A 16,126-nucleotide genomic window follows, 5' to 3' on the forward strand; every position below is an offset into this window, starting at 1 on the left:
TTAAATGTTTTTGTTTCTTAAATCGTATTCTTCTTCACCCATACAGTAATTTTCGATGTCTTTGTTGTTTCCGTAAACCACTAAAATATCGTTATCTAAAACAACTGTATCTGGGTTGGTGCGGCCAATAGTTTCTTTAACTATTGTTTTTTTGCCTATTAAATTTTTCTTTTCTCTTTCGCGAATAATGGTAATCAACGTTAAGCTATAGGTGTCTATAGAATCTAGTTCTCTTAAAGTCTTTCCGTAGAATTCTTTTTTGGCTCTAACTTCTGAAATGGTAAAGTTGTTATCTAACTGATAGTTTTCCAGTGTAGACTTAAAGTTGATTTGTTTTGTTAATCGATCTGCCGAATCCTGCTCTGGGTGAATGATACTGTGAATACCCATCGCCTCCAATACCGTATCGTGAATAGGTGATAAGGCACGACTGATGATTTTTACCGTACTCAATTTTTTAATGATAGCCGTGGTGATAATCGCGGCGCCTTCATTTTCACCAATAGCAACCACCACTTTGTCGGCGTCGTTTAAAGGTACGGCATCGTAGGCCAGCTCGTTGGTAGAGTCCATACAAATGGCATGAGAAATCTTGTCTTTCACCAAGTTAATCTTATCCATTTGTTTGTCTATGGCAATAACTTCATTTCCTGTTTCGGTAAGGCTTAGTGCTAAGGCTGTACCGAAATTCCCAAGTCCAAAAACTATTATTTTCATGAGTTATTTATTTTATTAGAAACGGTTTCTAGTTGATTAAAATATTTTCTTTTGGATACTCATAGAATTGATGATTTAACTGTCTCAGTAAACCAATCATTAAGTTGAGCATACCTATTCTCCCTACAAACATCACAATAATGATGACGTATTTACTTGGGTCTGAAAGTGTAGGTGTAAAATTCAAACTCAATCCAACGGTACTATATGCTGAAAAACACTCGAATGCTACGGTAAGCAATGGCGTGTCTTTTGGTTCAAAAATGAGTAAAGCCATGATGGCAATACCAATAACAATTAACGAAATACATAAAATGGCAAACGCTCTTAATGTCGATTCTGCCGAAAGGCGTCTTCCAAAAAGCTCTATCCTACTTTTTCCTCTGGCTATAGCAATAATATTAAGCGTTGCAATTGCAAAGGTACTGGTTTTTATACCACCACCGGTAGATGCTGGTGAGGCTCCAATCCACATTAAAAAAATAACCAATAGTAATGATGGTACGGCCATTGATGAATAGTCCACCACATTAAACCCTGCGGTTCTTGGCGTAACCGACCCAAAGGCGACATTGGTAAATTTACCAAACGTTGAGGTATGGTCTAATAGCGTATTGTTGTATTCTGAAATAAACAGAAATCCAGCGCCACCAAAAAGTAAAATAAAAGTGGTGTAAATTACAATTTTTGTATTCAGAGTTATGACCGGAATACGCTTATGGATACGTTTTTTGCTGAATAATTCCAGGACATAGGTTTTAATGTATTGTACAAAGTTGAACACAATATTGTGACCTAGACCACCAAATACAACCAGTATCATGATTATCCACTGAAAACCATAGTTGAAACGAATACTTTGGTCGAATAATCCTGCTGAAAATATCGAGAATCCGGCATTACAAAATGCAGAAATAGAGTGGAATACCGAAAAGAAAAACTTGTTACTTATAGTACTAACATCAAGTATAGAATAATAAATAAAGAAAGCTCCAATAATTTCTAAAGACAATGTAAAGATTACTACATGAAGGGCGGCTTTAAAAACGTCCTGTAAACCTTCCTGTGCTATAAAATCTCGTGTGTTTAGTCCTTCTTTAAACGAGGAACTCCCTCTAAAGAAAAAGGCGAAAAACGAGGTGAACGTTAAAATTCCAATACCTCCTAGTTGTATTAATACTAAAATAATCGTTTGCCCAACCAGCGTAAAATCCAGACTGGTATCAACTACGGCTAATCCGGTAACGCAAACGGCGCTGGTTGCTGTAAATAGGGCATTGGTAAAAGTAATGCCGTGGGGTGTTGCACTGGGCATAATTAATAAAAATGCACCCGATAACGCCAAAATTATAAAACTCCCGACAAACACTATGGCGGGATTAAAATACACATCGTAAATGTGACGTACTAAAATGAGTAATCTTAAAAAGAAATAGGCGATAAGACCACCTTCTAATACCGGTTTTATTTTTTGCAGGATGTAATGGTAGTTATAGTCGATATAGACTATCGTCATAATAAGGGACGTCAATAGTAGAGATCCCATAATAACAATGTTTACCAGAGCAACTTTCTTACTTTTCTTGTATTTATATACAAAGAATTTGGCAGCATTAAAGGCAAGTAAAAAGCCTGAAAGAATAAGTAAGCCTAAAACATGAGGCGTATTAAAGTTGTCAGCAAAGTCGTAACCAAAATCAAAAACAATAAAGAGCAATACTATGATATCAAAAAAGCGATATACGTTATTTAGTAAAGATTCTCTTTTCATTGTTATAATTTAGTTTTCTCTATGCTTATAAAATAACACTGATTTTAAGCAGGTTAAAAAACGTGGAATTCTATAACAAAAATAGAATTTTTATATATAATGCTCGTTAACTAATTCTATAACGCTTTCTACCGTAGGTACTTTAGCAACTCTAACGTCGCTAAAATGCTTTTTAGCTTCCTTAGCTGTACTATCTCCAATACAAAAGGCAATCACTTCTGAATTGTTTTTCTCAACAAAACTTTGCACCGTTGAAGGGCTGTAAAACATAACGCTTTCTACGGAGTCATTCACACGAATACCATCGTATTTGGTCTGGTAAGCCTCAACTTCAGTCACGTTAATGTTATTGTCGGTTAAAATAGTCGGAAGGTCATCCAGTCTTAAATTACTGCAGAAATAAGTAATTGCATTGCCTTCTATATTTTCAACTAAATAATGAGCCAGTTTTTTAGCACTATTTTCAAAATGGGTGACTTTACCAATCTTGTTTTCTACCATACGTTTGGTTCGGCGACCCACGCAATAGATGTTTTTAAACTGAAGCTCTAAAGGAGAAAAACTAGTTAGTAAACTTTCTACAGCATTTTTACTGGTAATGATAACGTTTTCAATTTCGTTTTTTACAAAACGCGGATGAATACGGTTTAAACTTATTTTTATAAAATCGCTATGTTCAACGATGGCCTTGTCATGAAATAATACACGTTGATCTTCGGTAAACGCTTTTGTAGAATACACATTCGTGTTTTTATGGCCGTTTTTAATGTTATCCATTAAACGTTTTCCACCACGTGCAATAACGAAATCGGCACAGTATTTAGCCATATCGTGGTGTTCACCTACCTTTTTAACGCGAGTTACATCTATACGTTTGGTTCCGTCGAAACTTAAAAGCACACCTTTAAAGTGTATTTCATCATTTTTTATGGTGGCTAGTGCGCCAATTGGTGCAGTGCAACCCCCTTCGAGCTTGTTTAAAAACTCACGCTCGATAGAAGTACAGATTTCAGTTTCTCTGTGATTAAGTTGTGAACAGGCTGTAAGTGAATAATCATCCTCGCCTAAAGCAGTAATCATAATGGCGCCTTGAGCTGGCGCAGGAATCATCCAGTCTAAGTTGATGGCTTCTTCCGGACGAATGCCAATACGTCCAATACCGGCAGCAGCGAAAATAGCACCATTCCAGTGTTCGTTATCGGCTAATTTTTGTAAACGTGAGTTTACATTACCGCGTAAATCTACAATGGTATGTGTTGGGAAACGGTTTAGCCACTGTGCTCTACGACGTAAACTTCCTGTTGCAATAACAGCTTCTCTAGCGCCTAAAAATTCTTCATTGTGTTTAAAAACCAAAGTGTCGTTTACATTACCACGTTTTAAAACCGCAGCTTGTACAATGCCATTAGGTAAAACCGTAGGAACATCTTTTAACGAGTGTACAGCAATATCGATATCATGATTAAGCATGGCAATATCAAGTGTACGGGTAAAAATTCCTGTGATTCCTAATTCGTAAAGGGGTTTATCTAATACTATATCGCCTGTAGATTTTACAGGAACTAACACGGTATTATACCCTAAATCTTCAAGTTGACTTTGTACTATTTTGGCTTGCCACAGCGCTAATTCGCTATCGCGTGTACCAATTCTTATTATTTTAGACATGTGTTTTGGTTTCTAACTGAAACACTTTTTTAATGAGTTCCAGACTCTCATCTGTAGATACAGCATCATCTTTTAAATGATGTGCAAAATGATTTGTTATTTTTTGAATAAGGTTGTTACTGATTAATTCGGCTTGCGCTTCATTAAAATCAGTGGTTTTTTTGCGTTGCGTTTCTAATTCGGTTGACGCAAAATCCATTAATTTATGTTTTAATGCTTTAATAGTTGGGGCAAACTTTCGTGTTTCCAGCCAACCGTTAAATTCTGCTTTTACTTCTTCGATAATAGCTTCAGCTAAAGGAATATGTTTTTTGCGTTCCTCAAGTGTTTGATCTGTTATTTTCGATAAATCATCTAAATGTACCAAAGTCACATTGTCTAAGGTTTCAACATTAGAATCAACGTTTTTAGGAATCGATAAATCTAAAATTAGTAATGGCTTTTTAGATTGAATCAAGTGTTTGTCAACCGTTGGGCGTTGTGCGCCGGTAGCCACTATTAAAATATCAGATTTGTTGATTTCTTCCTGAAGGTTGGCATAATCTTTAACTACTAAATTGAACTTACCAGCAATTTGTTCTGCTTTGGTCTTGGTTCTGTTAATTAAAGTAATATGCTCGTTCTTGGTGTGCTTTACTAAGTTTTCACAGGTGTTTCTTCCTATTTTACCCGTTCCAAAAAGTAAAATATTTTTACTTGAAATATCTTCAACGGTGTTAAAGATATATTGAACAGAAGCAAAGGATACCGATGTCGCTCCCGAAGAAATTTCTGTCTCTGTTTTAATGCGTTTACTTGCTTGAATTACGGCGTTTAGCAAGCGTTCGGTAAAATGATTTAATAACTTGTGTTTTTTAGAAACACGTGCACTGGCTTTTAACTGACTAATAATTTCGAAGTCACCTAAAATCTGACTGTCAAGACCAGACCCTACTTTAAACATATGGGCAATGGCTTCGTTGTTTTTGTAGATGTAAGCAACCTTTTGAAATTCGTCAACAGTACCTTTGGTGTTGTCGCAAAGCAGTTGGATAAGCTGGTAAGGATGTTGTGCAAAACCGTAAATTTCGGTTCTGTTACAGGTGGAGGTAACAAGCAAACTTTCAACGCCATTTTCTTTCGCTTGATTAATTAGCGCTTGTTTGGCGTCTTCATCTAAACTGAAGTGTCCTCGTATTTCGGCGTCAGCTTTTTTGTAGCTTAACCCTATGGCATAGAAGGAGTTAGTCTTAGATATATTGTATTGGTGCATGCTTGGTTTGAAATTTCATGACAAATGTATGTCGATAGAAATAAAAAAAATAACGCTGAAAGAACTTTTAATAACGTTTGTGGTTATTTATGTCCAATTTTAGTTATAAATTAGCTTTTGTCATATTTTTATAGGGAAATAGGCAGGTTTATAGTTTTTTGTTTAGAACTAATCTAAATAATTTAGATATGATGAATAATAAAATAGATTTTAAAAATAACGCTATAAGTGCTTTTGATGAAACTGAAATAGATGATGGTTTTTTAGTGTTTACGTTTAAAAACGATACCAGTAGTGAACAGTGTATTGTGAAAGATATTAACTGCGATTATATACAATTTCACTTTTGTGTGAAGGGATCCAGTAAATTTCTTTTTAATGAAGGTCGCTACACTTTGAATATTCATGAAGAAAACTCGTTGTTGCTTTATAATCCCCAGCGCGATTTGCCCATTAATCTTGAGGTAAGCGCAAATTCATGGATTGTTTCAGTTCTAATTTCCATTAAAAAATTCCACGGCTTGTTTTCTCAGGAAGCCGGTTATATTTCCTTTTTAAATTCTGAAAACAAAGACAAAAAGTATTATAAAGATGGTATTATTTCGCCGTCCATGGCTATTGTTTTAAATCAGTTAATCAACTTCAATTTAAATTCGTCTATTAAAAATCTTTATTTTAAAGGTAAAGCTTATGAGTTGTTGAGTTTGTATTTCAACAGAAGTGAAGATGCCAATGTTGAGCAATGTCCGTTTTTAGTTGATGAAACCAATGTTATTAAAATTCGAAAGGCAAAGGATATTATTATAGCGAATATGGCCGAGCCACCAAGTTTACAGGAATTAGCCGATGAAATAGGCTTAAGTCTTAAAAAATTGAAGGAAGGATTTAAACAGATTTATGGTGACACAGTGTATAGTTTTCTATTCGATTATAAAATGGAAGTCTCTCGAAAGCTATTGGAATCTGGTGAAAATAATGTCAATGAAGTCGGTTTGAAAGTGGGGTATAGCACAGCAAGTCACTTTATTGCAGCATTTAAAAAGAAGTATGGTACAACGCCTAAGAAATATCTTCAATCTATAAGCTAAGTTATGCGAATAATTTTTCTATTGATTTCCTTGGTGCTACTCACTGGTTTTGCTTTGCCGCCTAAAGATAGTGAGGTGTTAGTATTTACCAAAACAGCGGGTTATAGGCATAAATCTATTACGGTTGGTGTTGAAACATTAAAAGAATTGGGAGCGGAAAATGGCTTTAATATCACTCATACTGAAAATGCCGAATTATTCAATTACAAAACATTAAAACGGTTTGATTTAGTAATTTTTTTAAACACTACAGGTGACGTTTTAGACTCTGAACAGGAACAAGCATTTGAAAAGTACATAAATAAAGGTGGTAGCTTTATGGGGGTTCATGCCGCTACCGATACCGAATTCGAATGGCCTTGGTTTAATAAACTGGTTGGTGCTTACTTTCTGGATCATCCAGATAAGTCTACGGCAATTATTAAACGAATTATTAGATCGCACCCTTCTACTGCACATTTACCAAACCAATGGAAGCATTACGATGAATGGTATAATTTTAAATCCATTAATAAAAGTACAAATGTCTTACTTATGTTGGATGAGACTTCTTACCAAGGAGGGAAAAACGGTGCATTTCATCCCATCGCGTGGTATCATGAGTTTGATGGTGGACGTTCTTTTTATACAGGATTAGGGCATACAATTGAGTCTTATAACGATCAAAAATTTAGAAAACATTTACTTGGAGGAATTTTTTATTGCTTAAACCGATGATTTTTAGTAGATTAGAAAAACCTAAATCCTTGTTTATGAAATGTTTAACCCCAGAAATTGAAGCGCTTTCAAAAAGTGTTAATTCAAAAGCATTAGCAAGACCCTCAACCTCCTGTGGTATTTTTCAGGATTGTGATTACAACGAAGAACGACCAAAACCTTATTTTCAGAAAAAAATTGAAGAAAACGACGTATAGTTTATTTTACCGAGAATTAATCTCTTTTCTTATCAATTTGGTTTAATTCTTAATAAGAAAATACTATACCAACATAGTACTACGATTATAATTTCTATTGTATTTTTGCAATAGGAGATGAGCCTTGGTCACCCATTTTTTAAAGTAAAATGTTTACAGGCGAATTCCATCTGACGAAAAAATAGAAATTTAGCATTAACAGATGAAAAAAGGTATTCTACTCGTTAATTTAGGGTCGCCAGACAGCCCGTCACCAAAAGATGTCAAGAAATATTTAGGAGAGTTTTTAATGGATGAGCGCGTTATCGATATTCCGCTCGTAGCTAGAACAGCTCTGGTAAAAGGTATTATTTTAAAAACACGACCTAAGGCTTCAGCAGCTGCTTATCAGAAAATTTGGTGGGAAGAAGGGTCTCCTTTAATTGTTATTTCAGAACGTGTTAAGAAGAAAGTGCAAGACTTAGTTGATGTACCAGTAGCTTTAGCTATGCGTTATGGAAGTATGACGATTAAAAAAGGGCTACAAGAATTGGTAGATCAAGGGGTGGAAGAAGTGTTGTTATTTCCTTTATATCCTCAGTTTGCGATGGCAACAACCGAAACAATTACGGTTTTAGCTGAAGAATTACGTCAGAAAGATTTTCCGAATTTAAAGATTGAATCGGTACCAGCTTTCTACAACAAACCTGATTATATAGAAGTGCTTTCAGAAAGTATTAAGAAGCATTTAGAAGGTAAAAACTACGAACATTTACTGTTTTCATATCATGGGGTTCCAGAGCGTCATATCCGTAAAAGCGACGTGACAAAATCGCATTGTAAAATAGATGGTAGCTGCTGTAAAACGCCAAGCAAAGCACACGAATTTTGTTATCGTCATCAATGTTTGGAAGTTACGCGTTTAGTGGCCGAAAAACTTCAGCTTAAAGAAGATTCATATTCTACATCGTTTCAATCGCGTTTAGGGTTTGATCCATGGTTACTGCCATATACAGACAGAACTATTGAGCGTTTAGGTAAAAGTGGAGTAAAAAATATGGCCATTGTAACGCCTGCCTTTGTGAGTGATTGTTTAGAGACTTTAGAGGAGATTGCTATGGAAGGTCAGGAAATTTTTCATGAAATGGGAGGTAAAAATTATACTACGGTACCATGTTTAAATGACGACAAGGAATGGGTTGAGTTACTGGCAAAATGGATTAATAACTGGGCGATTCCTAATGTAAAAGCTTAATGGCAAAAGTATCGGCAAAAGATTTAGGCGAGCAACCTATAAGTAAATTATTGGTGAAACAGGCCGTACCTGCATCGATTGGTATTTTGGTGATGTCGCTTAATATTTTAGTCGATACCATTTTTGTAGGCCATTGGATTGGATCTATTGCCATTGCAGCGATCAATATTGTATTACCGGTGTCATTTTTTATTGCGGCATTAGGTATGAGTATTGGGGTTGGTGGTTCGTCTATTATATCAAGAGCTTTAGGTGCTTCTAATTATGAAAAGGCGCTAAAAACTTTCGGAAATCAAATTACCTTGGCATTACTTTTTACTGTGTCGATGGTGGTTTTAGGTTTGGCTTATGCCGATAATATTATCATGTCATTTGGAGGGAAAGGTGCTATTTTCGATCCAGCCAAAATTTATTATCAAATTGTGCTTTATGGTGTGCCGTTTCTGGCATTGTGTATGTTGGGAAACACGGTAATCCGTGCAGAAGGCAAGCCAAAGTTTGCCATGTACGCCATGATGATTCCATCGGTAAGTAATTTGATTTTAGATTATATTTTAATTAATCTTCTCGATTTTGGAATGTATGGTGCGGCATGGGCAACCACCATTTCATATGTTATCTGTTTCATCTTTATTCTTTGGTTTTTCTTGTCTAAGCATTCTGAATTGAAACTTAATTTCATTCATTTTGGACTGAATTTATCTATTGTAAAGGAGATTGGTTCATTAGGTTTTGTAACCTTAGCAAGGCAAGCTGTTGTAAGTATTACATATTTGTTTATGAATAATATTCTCTTCGATTTAGGAGGAGAGACATCGGTAACAGCATATGCTATTGTAGGAAGGATGCTTATGTTTGCTTTGTTTCCGGTATTTGGAATTACCCAAGGATTTTTGCCAATTGCTGGTTTTAATTACGGTGCCAGAAACTACGATCGCGTTAGAGAAAGTATCAATACAGCCATTAAATATGCTGCAGTTTTGGCGACTTTAGTTTTTATTTTATTGATGATGTTCCCCGAAGCTATTACCAAAATGTTTACCACCGATGTAGAGGTGATTAAGCAAACCCCAAGTGATATGCGCTGGGTATTTGCAGTTACACCAATTATAGCGCTTCAACTAATTGGAGCTGCGTATTTTCAGGCAATAGGTAAGGCAACACCAGCCTTATTATTAACCTTATCCAGACAAGGGTTTTTCTTTATTCCATTAATTTTAATTTTACCAAAATTTTATGGAGAATTAGGGGTTTGGATGTCTTTCCCGATTTCTGATGTGCTATCAACTTTGGTTACTGGGTATTTTTTAAACCGTGAAATTCGAAGAGAGTTAATTGCTAAAACTGTATAATAAGCGTTATGGAATATTACTACTATATAAAATCGTTACACCTTATTTTTGTGATTACCTGGTTTGCCGGGTTGTTTTATATTCCTCGGTTGTTTGTGTATCAAATTGAAGCTTCAGAAAAACCTTCGCCGGAAAAAGAGATTTTAGGAAAACAACTGGCCTTAATGGCAAAGCGATTGTGGAATATTATTACCTGGCCTTCGGCTATTTTAGCTGTGATATTCGCTATTTGGTTACTACTCCTTCGACCGGACTTTTTACAGGAACCATGGATGCGCGTCAAGCTGGGTTTTGTGGTGTTGCTAATCATTTATCATTTAAAAACACATCAGTATTATAAGCAATTGCAAAACGGAATAGTGACAAAAACCTCTAACTTCATGAGGTTATGGAACGAAGGTGCCACCTTTATCTTGTTTGCTGTAGTATTTTTGGTGGTCTTACAAAGTGCCTTAAACTGGATTTTTGGAGTCGTTGGAATTATAGTTTTAGGTATTCTCATTACCTTAGGATTTAAAATCTACAAGAATATTCGCGATAAAAATCCGGAGGCATAAGAGCCTGCTTCAGGCTAGCGAAATATTGGCTCAATTATTGCTATATTTAGTCAATTAAAACTTCAAATGAAATTAAAGAAGCTGTCTTTACGAACTCGTATTTTCTTAGCCATGATTATGTTGGTATTTTTGGCGTCGGTGCTTATATCGGCTGTAGCAATATATCAATATAAAGAGCAGAGTGAGGATTATCACAATGAAAATTTAGAGAATAAAGAACGAAATATCCAAACGCATTTAAAGCGTGTTTTAAATGGTCGGCAAAATACCTGGGAGGTAAAAACAGAAAATATTCCTATTATTTTTAAAGAAGAGATTTTTAATATTGCTGATATTCATAAACTTCAAATTAACCTTTATGATCTTGATGGTGGTTTATTAATATCTTCTCGTGCCGGAATACAAAGGCAGGAAGCAGAGAGTTGCTTAAAGGCTGAAATTTTAAACGCCATATCCAATACTGCAGAGCACATGTACATGGATGTGCATAAGGAAAATGGGGAGATTTTTCAGTCTTCTTATACCTATTTGCTCGATCAACAATCTAAGGCTATTGCTATTTTAAATTTACCTTATTTAACAAAAGATGACTTTTTAACTAATGAGATTTTAGAGTTTCTACAACGCATCGCTTATGCCTTTATGTTTGTATTGTTGTTAGCCATTGGTATTGCTTTCCTTTTATCAAAATACATTACAAAATCGTTACAAACCATTAGTGAAAAAATTAATGCCACGCGATTAGAGCGAAGAAATGAAAGAATTGATATAGATGATACCAGTGAGGAGATTTCAACATTGGTAACTTCCTATAATAGTATGGTGGATGAGTTGGAAGAAAGTGCTATTCAGTTGGCCAGAAGTGAACGCGAACAGGCTTGGCGAGAAATGGCAAAACAAGTAGCGCATGAAATTAAAAATCCGTTAACCCCAATGCGTTTAACGGTTCAGAATTTCCAACGAAAGTTTAATCCAGAGGATGAAAAAATTAATGAAAAACTCGATGAATACAGTAAAACACTGATTCAGCAAATAGATACGATGAGTGCTATTGCGTCGGCTTTTTCAAACTTTGCGAAAATGCCGGCACAGCAAAATGAGACTTTAAATGTGGTTAAAATTGTAAAACTAGCACTTGATATTTTTACTGAAGACTATATTCAGTTTTATGCCGAAGACGAAGAAATTATCGCTAAATTTGATAGAACTCAATTGATTCGGGTGATTACCAATTTAGTGAAAAATGGTATCCAGGCGATTCCTGAAGACCGCGAACCTAAAATTGAAATTGAAGTCTCTGCGACCGATACAAATGTAATTATGACGGTTTCCGATAATGGTTCCGGGATTTCAGAAGAGAATTTAGATAAGGTATTCGAACCAAAGTTTACAACAAAGAGCAGTGGTATGGGACTAGGATTGGCGATGGTTAAAAATATTGTGGAAACTTATAAGGGAACAATAACCGTAACATCAGAAAAACAACTAGGAACGACTTTCAAAGTGATTTTCCCTAAAGAATAGATCGCTTAGTTTTAAAATATAATAACATTATGAAATTCAATAATATTCTTTTAGAAGCAGATAATAGCATTGCAACCATCATTATTAATCGTCCTAAAAAACTCAATGCACTTAATAAGGAGACCATTGAAGAGTTACATAAAGCTATAAAAGCTGCAGAGGTAGATAAGGCTATAAAGGTACTTATCATTACCGGTAGTGGAGATAAGGCCTTTGTTGCAGGGGCCGATATTAGTGAATTCGCGGATTTTTCGGTGGAAGAAGGCACACAGTTGGCTGCTAATGGACAAACCATTTTATTTGATTTTATTGAAAACTTATCGAAGCCTGTTATTGCAGCTGTTAATGGTTTTGCTTTAGGAGGCGGACTTGAATTGGCGATGGCCTGTCATTTTAGACTCGCTAGCGATAATGCTAAAATGGGACTTCCAGAAGTGTCTCTTGGTGTAATTCCTGGCTATGGTGGTACACAGCGTTTGCCTCAGTTAATAGGGAAAGGACGTGCTATGGAAATGATTATGACTGCAGGTATGATTGATGCTAATAAAGCGTTGAGTTATGGTTTGGTTAATTATGTAACTACGCAAGAGGAACTACTTCCGCTTTGTGAAAAAATAGCTCATAAAATCTGTAATAATTCTCCGGTTGCCATTAGTTCTGCTATTGATGCTGTAAATGCTAATTTTAAATCAGGGGTTAATGGTTACGATGTTGAAGTAGAAGGGTTTGGTAAATGTTTTGGAACAGCCGATTTTACAGAAGGAACTACTGCCTTTTTAGAAAAGCGTAAAGCCAATTTTACCGGAGAGTAAACTTCTATATTTTAAAAACGGCAAGATACCCGAGTTACATACCCTGTATGATATTTATAAAGAAGGGCTTTAAAATTATTTTTAATAAAAAAAGGTGAGCTATTTAGCTCACCTTTTTAGTTGTTTTAAATGTTTTCTTGTAGTGTTTTAATTTGAGATTTCTTCAGTAAAAACTTTACCTTCAGTTTTGTAAACAATTTTATAGTCACCTTTGTTTAACCCTGAAAGTCTGAATATTCTACTAACATTTTCGGTGTTTGTAATAGTTTCAGAATGCATTAATTCTGGAACTGGTGCACCATCTTCACTTGTAAAATATACATTGATTTCTAAAGGAGCTTTGTTTAAAGACAATCTAGAAATATAAACCATCTCGCCTTTTACTCTAGTAACCGGTTTAAACATAGTGCTTTCCATTTCTTTTTGAAAGTCTACTGTGTTGTCGTTTACAGTAAATGGGATAGTAGTAATTTCTACATCTTTATCTAATTCAAAAAAGTAACTACCATCAGGAAGCGAAGTTAAATCGAATCCTTTCGTGTACGTTCCGGTTTTCTGAATTAGCTCTTTATATAAAATCATTCCGTTATCATCTTTAATAGACAATAGGTTGCCTGCTTTAACATCACTTAACGTTACAGAAGTCTTCTTAGCATCATCTTTAATTGTAAATAATGCTGCGTCGTTCGCGAAACTTAACAAGGTAGCAAACATTGTTACCATTAAGAATCTTTTTCTTGTGTTGTTTAATACGTTTTTCATGATTTGGTGTTTTTAACGTTTCACAGTGTAAAGATACTTCGGGAATTCTGTTGGTAAAACACTGAAATTGATGAATTTATATACTAAATTATCCGTTATTTTATCGTGAAATTTAGGTTAAGTCAATTTGGTTTATAATGTAGTTAATTGAGTATATAACTACATTAAAAACAAGAATTTACATAAAATATTCTCACTTTTTAGTGTTGTAGCAACAGTTTGTTTTAAGTATATGGTGAGAATAGAACATCCAAAGATCTTAATGTGAGTTTTTATTTAAAGGATGAAACTCCTATCTGGAATTTCATTTTAATCTGAATATTTTATTGTAGAAATTTAAATATAGTACAAAAAAAAAAGTGAGCCACCACAGCTCACTTTACCAACTAAACTAAATAAGACATTAAACTAATTATTAATGAATTTCGTGTATTCCTTGTTATCAGAGACAAAAACTAATTTATAGTTACCTTTCTCTAATTTGTATGCTTTTTCAATAGATTGAACACCTTTAATTCTTTCTGTATGAACTAATTCGTATTCGCTATTGTTGTTTGTGTAAATGTGAATGGTTAAAGCTTCTTGCTTTGGAGCTAATTTTGTAATATAAACAATACCATTGTCTTGTCTTACATAAGGCTTGTAGCTTGTGCTTTCTTTTTCTTTGTTAAAGTAAACTTCTTCAAAATTTACAGTGAAAGGAATCGTTTTTACCTCTAAGTTTTTATCGATTTCGAAAATATACTCGCCGTTAGGTAAAGCCGATAAATCGAATCCTTTTTTATACGTTCCGGTTTCTTTAATTTGTTCTTTGTAAAGAACAACACCGTAGTTATCTTTAATAGATAAAATATCACCAGCTTTTACATGGTTTAATGTAATGGCTGTTTTAGAAATTGCGTCTGCATTTGTTGAAATGGTAATATCACTAGCGTTACTTAATAAAGATGTAGAAACAGCTAATAATAAAATACTTTTCTTTAATACGTTAATTGTCTTTTTCATAATAATGTGTTTTTCAACGTTCAACAAGGCAAAGATATGACGGATATCAGGTTAAGAAAACATCGTATTTGACGTATTTGTGTGCTATTTTATCAATTAATCCTATGTTAAATTAATGTAAAGGTAAAATAGCATATGTTGAGGTTAAATATTTATATAATCGTGATTTTGCTGTGTTATTTTAACCTGGTAAATCTTATAGAATTTAGATTGTTTCGGACTACAGGTTAAAATACTATATGGAAGTAAGGTTGGATGATGTAATTATAGTGCTCTGTAAAGTTTAGAAGAATAGGTTCTATTTAAAGAGTGATATAGGTTATTTATAATAACCTGTGTCTGGAATAGAAGAATAATGCTTGCCAATTAATTAAATATGGAATAAGTGGTTAGATCTTAAAATTAAATTAGGGCAAAAAAAAGTGAGCCACCACAGCTCACTTTACCAACTAAACTAAATAAGACATTAAACTAATTATTAATGAATTTTGTATATTCTTTATCGTTAGAGATGAAGACTAACTTATAGTTACCACCTTTCTCTAATCTGTAAACACGTTCTATAGATTGTATTCCTTTTATTTTTTCAGAGTGGATTAATTCGTACTCACTATTATGATCTGCATAAATGTTAATTTTTAACGTTTCGTGCTGAGGAGCAAGTTTAGAAATAAATAACATGCCATTGTCTTGCTTTAAGAAAGGTTTGTATGTTATTGTTTCTTGGTTTTTGTTAAAAGTTACATTTTCAAAGTTTACTGTAAAAGGAACGGTTTTAATTTCTAATGCTTTTTCTACTTCAAAAAAGTAGTTACCGTTTGGTAAAGCAGATAAATCGAATCCTTTTTTATACGTTCCTGCTTTTTTAATAGATTCACTATATAAGGTAGCTCCATTAACATCTTTTATAGATAACAAATCTCCAGCCTCTACATTATTAAGAGTAAATGCTGTATTTGTAATTTCATCATTGATTGTAGACACAGAAACTTCGATAGCGCTACTAATTAATGAAGTAGATAATGCTAATGCTAAAAGACTATTCTTTAAAATTTTTACTGCGTTTTTCATAATGTGTTGTTTTAAATTGTTCAACGGTACAAAGATAGGGTAGAGTAAGAGGTTGAAAAACAACATTTTTGACGAATATATATGCTATTTTATCAATAAGTATGCTTTTTTGTTATTTATATGAAAAATTAGTGTAAATTAGGGTTAATTAAGCATATAATGTTTGTTTAGCTGTGTGAAATTAACATGAGATTTTAGTTTATAGGATTATTGAAGTTAAAATAGTGCAAAAAAAAGTGAGCCACCACAGCTCACTTTACCAACTAAACTAAATAAGACATTAAACTAATTATTAATGAATATTGTAAACTCTTGTATCGAGTTATTTGTATATCGAAATTTCTTTTTTTAGAAATTCTTAATGTCAAAATTTAAATGTTCTTAAAAAATATCGCTTTA

General features: G+C 34.0%; 15 protein-coding genes. 8 read left to right on the forward strand and 7 right to left on the reverse strand.

Translation table 11 applies throughout. The features are described from left to right. The 4 genes from ICJ85_RS05285 to hemA all read right to left on the reverse strand — a co-directional run bounded on the left by ICJ85_RS05285 (window position 1) and on the right by hemA (window position 5,408). On the reverse strand, window positions 1-717 hold the full coding sequence (locus ICJ85_RS05285; RefSeq protein WP_188222734.1) for a potassium channel family protein: 717 nt from the start codon (window positions 715-717) through the stop codon (window positions 1-3). A 28-nt stretch (window positions 718-745) separates the two neighbouring features. Next, complete coding sequence (locus tag ICJ85_RS05290; RefSeq protein ID WP_188222735.1) at window positions 746-2,488, reverse strand: TrkH family potassium uptake protein; 1,743 nt, start codon at window positions 2,486-2,488, stop codon at window positions 746-748. Window positions 2,489-2,578: 90 nt separating this feature from the next. Next, the gene (hemC, locus tag ICJ85_RS05295) at window positions 2,579-4,156 is read right to left on the reverse strand and encodes a hydroxymethylbilane synthase (RefSeq protein WP_188222736.1); all 1,578 of its coding nucleotides are present in this window, start codon (window positions 4,154-4,156) and stop codon (window positions 2,579-2,581) included. Beyond that, window positions 4,149-5,408: a glutamyl-tRNA reductase gene (gene hemA, locus ICJ85_RS05300; protein ID WP_188222737.1), complete on the reverse strand. Its 1,260-nt coding sequence runs from the start codon at window positions 5,406-5,408 to the stop codon at window positions 4,149-4,151. Before hemA ends, hemC begins: the two co-directional genes overlap by 8 nt. Window positions 5,409-5,596: 188 nt before the next feature. Here hemA and ICJ85_RS05305 point away from each other — a divergent pair, with 188 nt between their 5' ends. The 8 genes from ICJ85_RS05305 to ICJ85_RS05340 all read left to right on the forward strand — a co-directional run bounded on the left by ICJ85_RS05305 (window position 5,597) and on the right by ICJ85_RS05340 (window position 12,889). Beyond that, a complete protein-coding gene (locus tag ICJ85_RS05305; RefSeq protein ID WP_394354406.1) occupies window positions 5,597-6,496 on the forward strand; it encodes a helix-turn-helix transcriptional regulator in 900 nt (299 codons plus the stop codon). A gap of 3 nt (window positions 6,497-6,499) precedes the next feature. Further along, complete coding sequence (locus ICJ85_RS05310; protein WP_188222738.1) at window positions 6,500-7,213, forward strand: ThuA domain-containing protein; 714 nt, start codon at window positions 6,500-6,502, stop codon at window positions 7,211-7,213. Window positions 7,214-7,248: 35 nt separating this feature from the next. After that, window positions 7,249-7,410, forward strand: coding sequence for a hypothetical protein (locus ICJ85_RS05315; protein ID WP_188222739.1), 162 nt, complete (start codon window positions 7,249-7,251; stop codon window positions 7,408-7,410). A 202-nt stretch (window positions 7,411-7,612) separates the two neighbouring features. Beyond that, window positions 7,613-8,644: a ferrochelatase gene (gene hemH, locus ICJ85_RS05320; protein ID WP_188222740.1), complete on the forward strand. Its 1,032-nt coding sequence runs from the start codon at window positions 7,613-7,615 to the stop codon at window positions 8,642-8,644. After that, on the forward strand, window positions 8,644-9,996 hold the full coding sequence (locus ICJ85_RS05325) for an MATE family efflux transporter (RefSeq protein WP_188222741.1): 1,353 nt from the start codon (window positions 8,644-8,646) through the stop codon (window positions 9,994-9,996). Before hemH ends, ICJ85_RS05325 begins: the two co-directional genes overlap by 1 nt. 8 nt (window positions 9,997-10,004) lie before the next feature. Further along, entirely contained in the window at window positions 10,005-10,553 is a 549-nt protein-coding gene (locus ICJ85_RS05330; protein WP_188222742.1) for a CopD family protein, read from the forward strand. A gap of 66 nt (window positions 10,554-10,619) precedes the next feature. Continuing rightward, window positions 10,620-12,077 carry a sensor histidine kinase gene (locus ICJ85_RS05335; RefSeq protein ID WP_188222743.1) on the forward strand — a complete coding sequence of 486 codons (1,458 nt, stop codon included), beginning with the start codon at window positions 10,620-10,622 and terminating at the stop codon, window positions 12,075-12,077. A 29-nt stretch (window positions 12,078-12,106) separates the two neighbouring features. Further along, the gene (locus ICJ85_RS05340) at window positions 12,107-12,889 is read left to right on the forward strand and encodes an enoyl-CoA hydratase/isomerase family protein (RefSeq protein WP_188222744.1); all 783 of its coding nucleotides are present in this window, start codon (window positions 12,107-12,109) and stop codon (window positions 12,887-12,889) included. 147 nt (window positions 12,890-13,036) lie between these two features. On the opposite strand, the gene ICJ85_RS05345 is transcribed toward ICJ85_RS05340, so the two are convergent. From ICJ85_RS05345 to ICJ85_RS05355, 3 genes are all read right to left on the reverse strand, one after another. Then, entirely contained in the window at window positions 13,037-13,651 is a 615-nt protein-coding gene (locus ICJ85_RS05345; RefSeq protein WP_188222745.1) for a hypothetical protein, read from the reverse strand. A 408-nt stretch (window positions 13,652-14,059) separates the two neighbouring features. Beyond that, the gene (locus tag ICJ85_RS05350) at window positions 14,060-14,656 is read right to left on the reverse strand and encodes a hypothetical protein (RefSeq protein ID WP_188222746.1); all 597 of its coding nucleotides are present in this window, start codon (window positions 14,654-14,656) and stop codon (window positions 14,060-14,062) included. Between the two features lie 471 nt (window positions 14,657-15,127). Beyond that, window positions 15,128-15,727, reverse strand: a complete 600-nt coding sequence (locus ICJ85_RS05355; RefSeq protein WP_188222747.1) for a hypothetical protein — start codon at window positions 15,725-15,727, stop codon at window positions 15,128-15,130. Window positions 15,728-16,126: the final 399 nt, after the last annotated feature.

This window comes from Aestuariibaculum marinum (genome assembly GCF_014596975.1).
GTDB lineage: Bacteria > Bacteroidota > Bacteroidia > Flavobacteriales > Flavobacteriaceae > Aestuariibaculum > Aestuariibaculum marinum.

Coding starts and splice junctions, on each gene's coding strand:
- ICJ85_RS05315 (WP_188222739.1), top strand. CDS start 7,249: ATGAAATGTTTAACCCCAGAAATTGAAGCGCTTTCAAAAAGTGTTAAT.
- ICJ85_RS05325 (WP_188222741.1), top strand. CDS start 8,644: ATGGCAAAAGTATCGGCAAAAGATTTAGGCGAGCAACCTATAAGTAAA.
- ICJ85_RS05330 (WP_188222742.1), top strand. CDS start 10,005: ATGGAATATTACTACTATATAAAATCGTTACACCTTATTTTTGTGATT.
- ICJ85_RS05285 (WP_188222734.1), bottom strand. CDS start 717: ATGAAAATAATAGTTTTTGGACTTGGGAATTTCGGTACAGCCTTAGCA.
- hemH (WP_188222740.1), top strand. CDS start 7,613: ATGAAAAAAGGTATTCTACTCGTTAATTTAGGGTCGCCAGACAGCCCG.
- ICJ85_RS05310 (WP_188222738.1), top strand. CDS start 6,500: ATGCGAATAATTTTTCTATTGATTTCCTTGGTGCTACTCACTGGTTTT.
- ICJ85_RS05335 (WP_188222743.1), top strand. CDS start 10,620: ATGAAATTAAAGAAGCTGTCTTTACGAACTCGTATTTTCTTAGCCATG.
- ICJ85_RS05350 (WP_188222746.1), bottom strand. CDS start 14,656: ATGAAAAAGACAATTAACGTATTAAAGAAAAGTATTTTATTATTAGCT.
- hemA (WP_188222737.1), bottom strand. CDS start 5,408: ATGCACCAATACAATATATCTAAGACTAACTCCTTCTATGCCATAGGG.
- ICJ85_RS05340 (WP_188222744.1), top strand. CDS start 12,107: ATGAAATTCAATAATATTCTTTTAGAAGCAGATAATAGCATTGCAACC.
- ICJ85_RS05290 (WP_188222735.1), bottom strand. CDS start 2,488: ATGAAAAGAGAATCTTTACTAAATAACGTATATCGCTTTTTTGATATC.
- ICJ85_RS05355 (WP_188222747.1), bottom strand. CDS start 15,727: ATGAAAAACGCAGTAAAAATTTTAAAGAATAGTCTTTTAGCATTAGCA.
- hemC (WP_188222736.1), bottom strand. CDS start 4,156: ATGTCTAAAATAATAAGAATTGGTACACGCGATAGCGAATTAGCGCTG.
- ICJ85_RS05305 (WP_394354406.1), top strand. CDS start 5,597: ATGATGAATAATAAAATAGATTTTAAAAATAACGCTATAAGTGCTTTT.
- ICJ85_RS05345 (WP_188222745.1), bottom strand. CDS start 13,651: ATGAAAAACGTATTAAACAACACAAGAAAAAGATTCTTAATGGTAACA.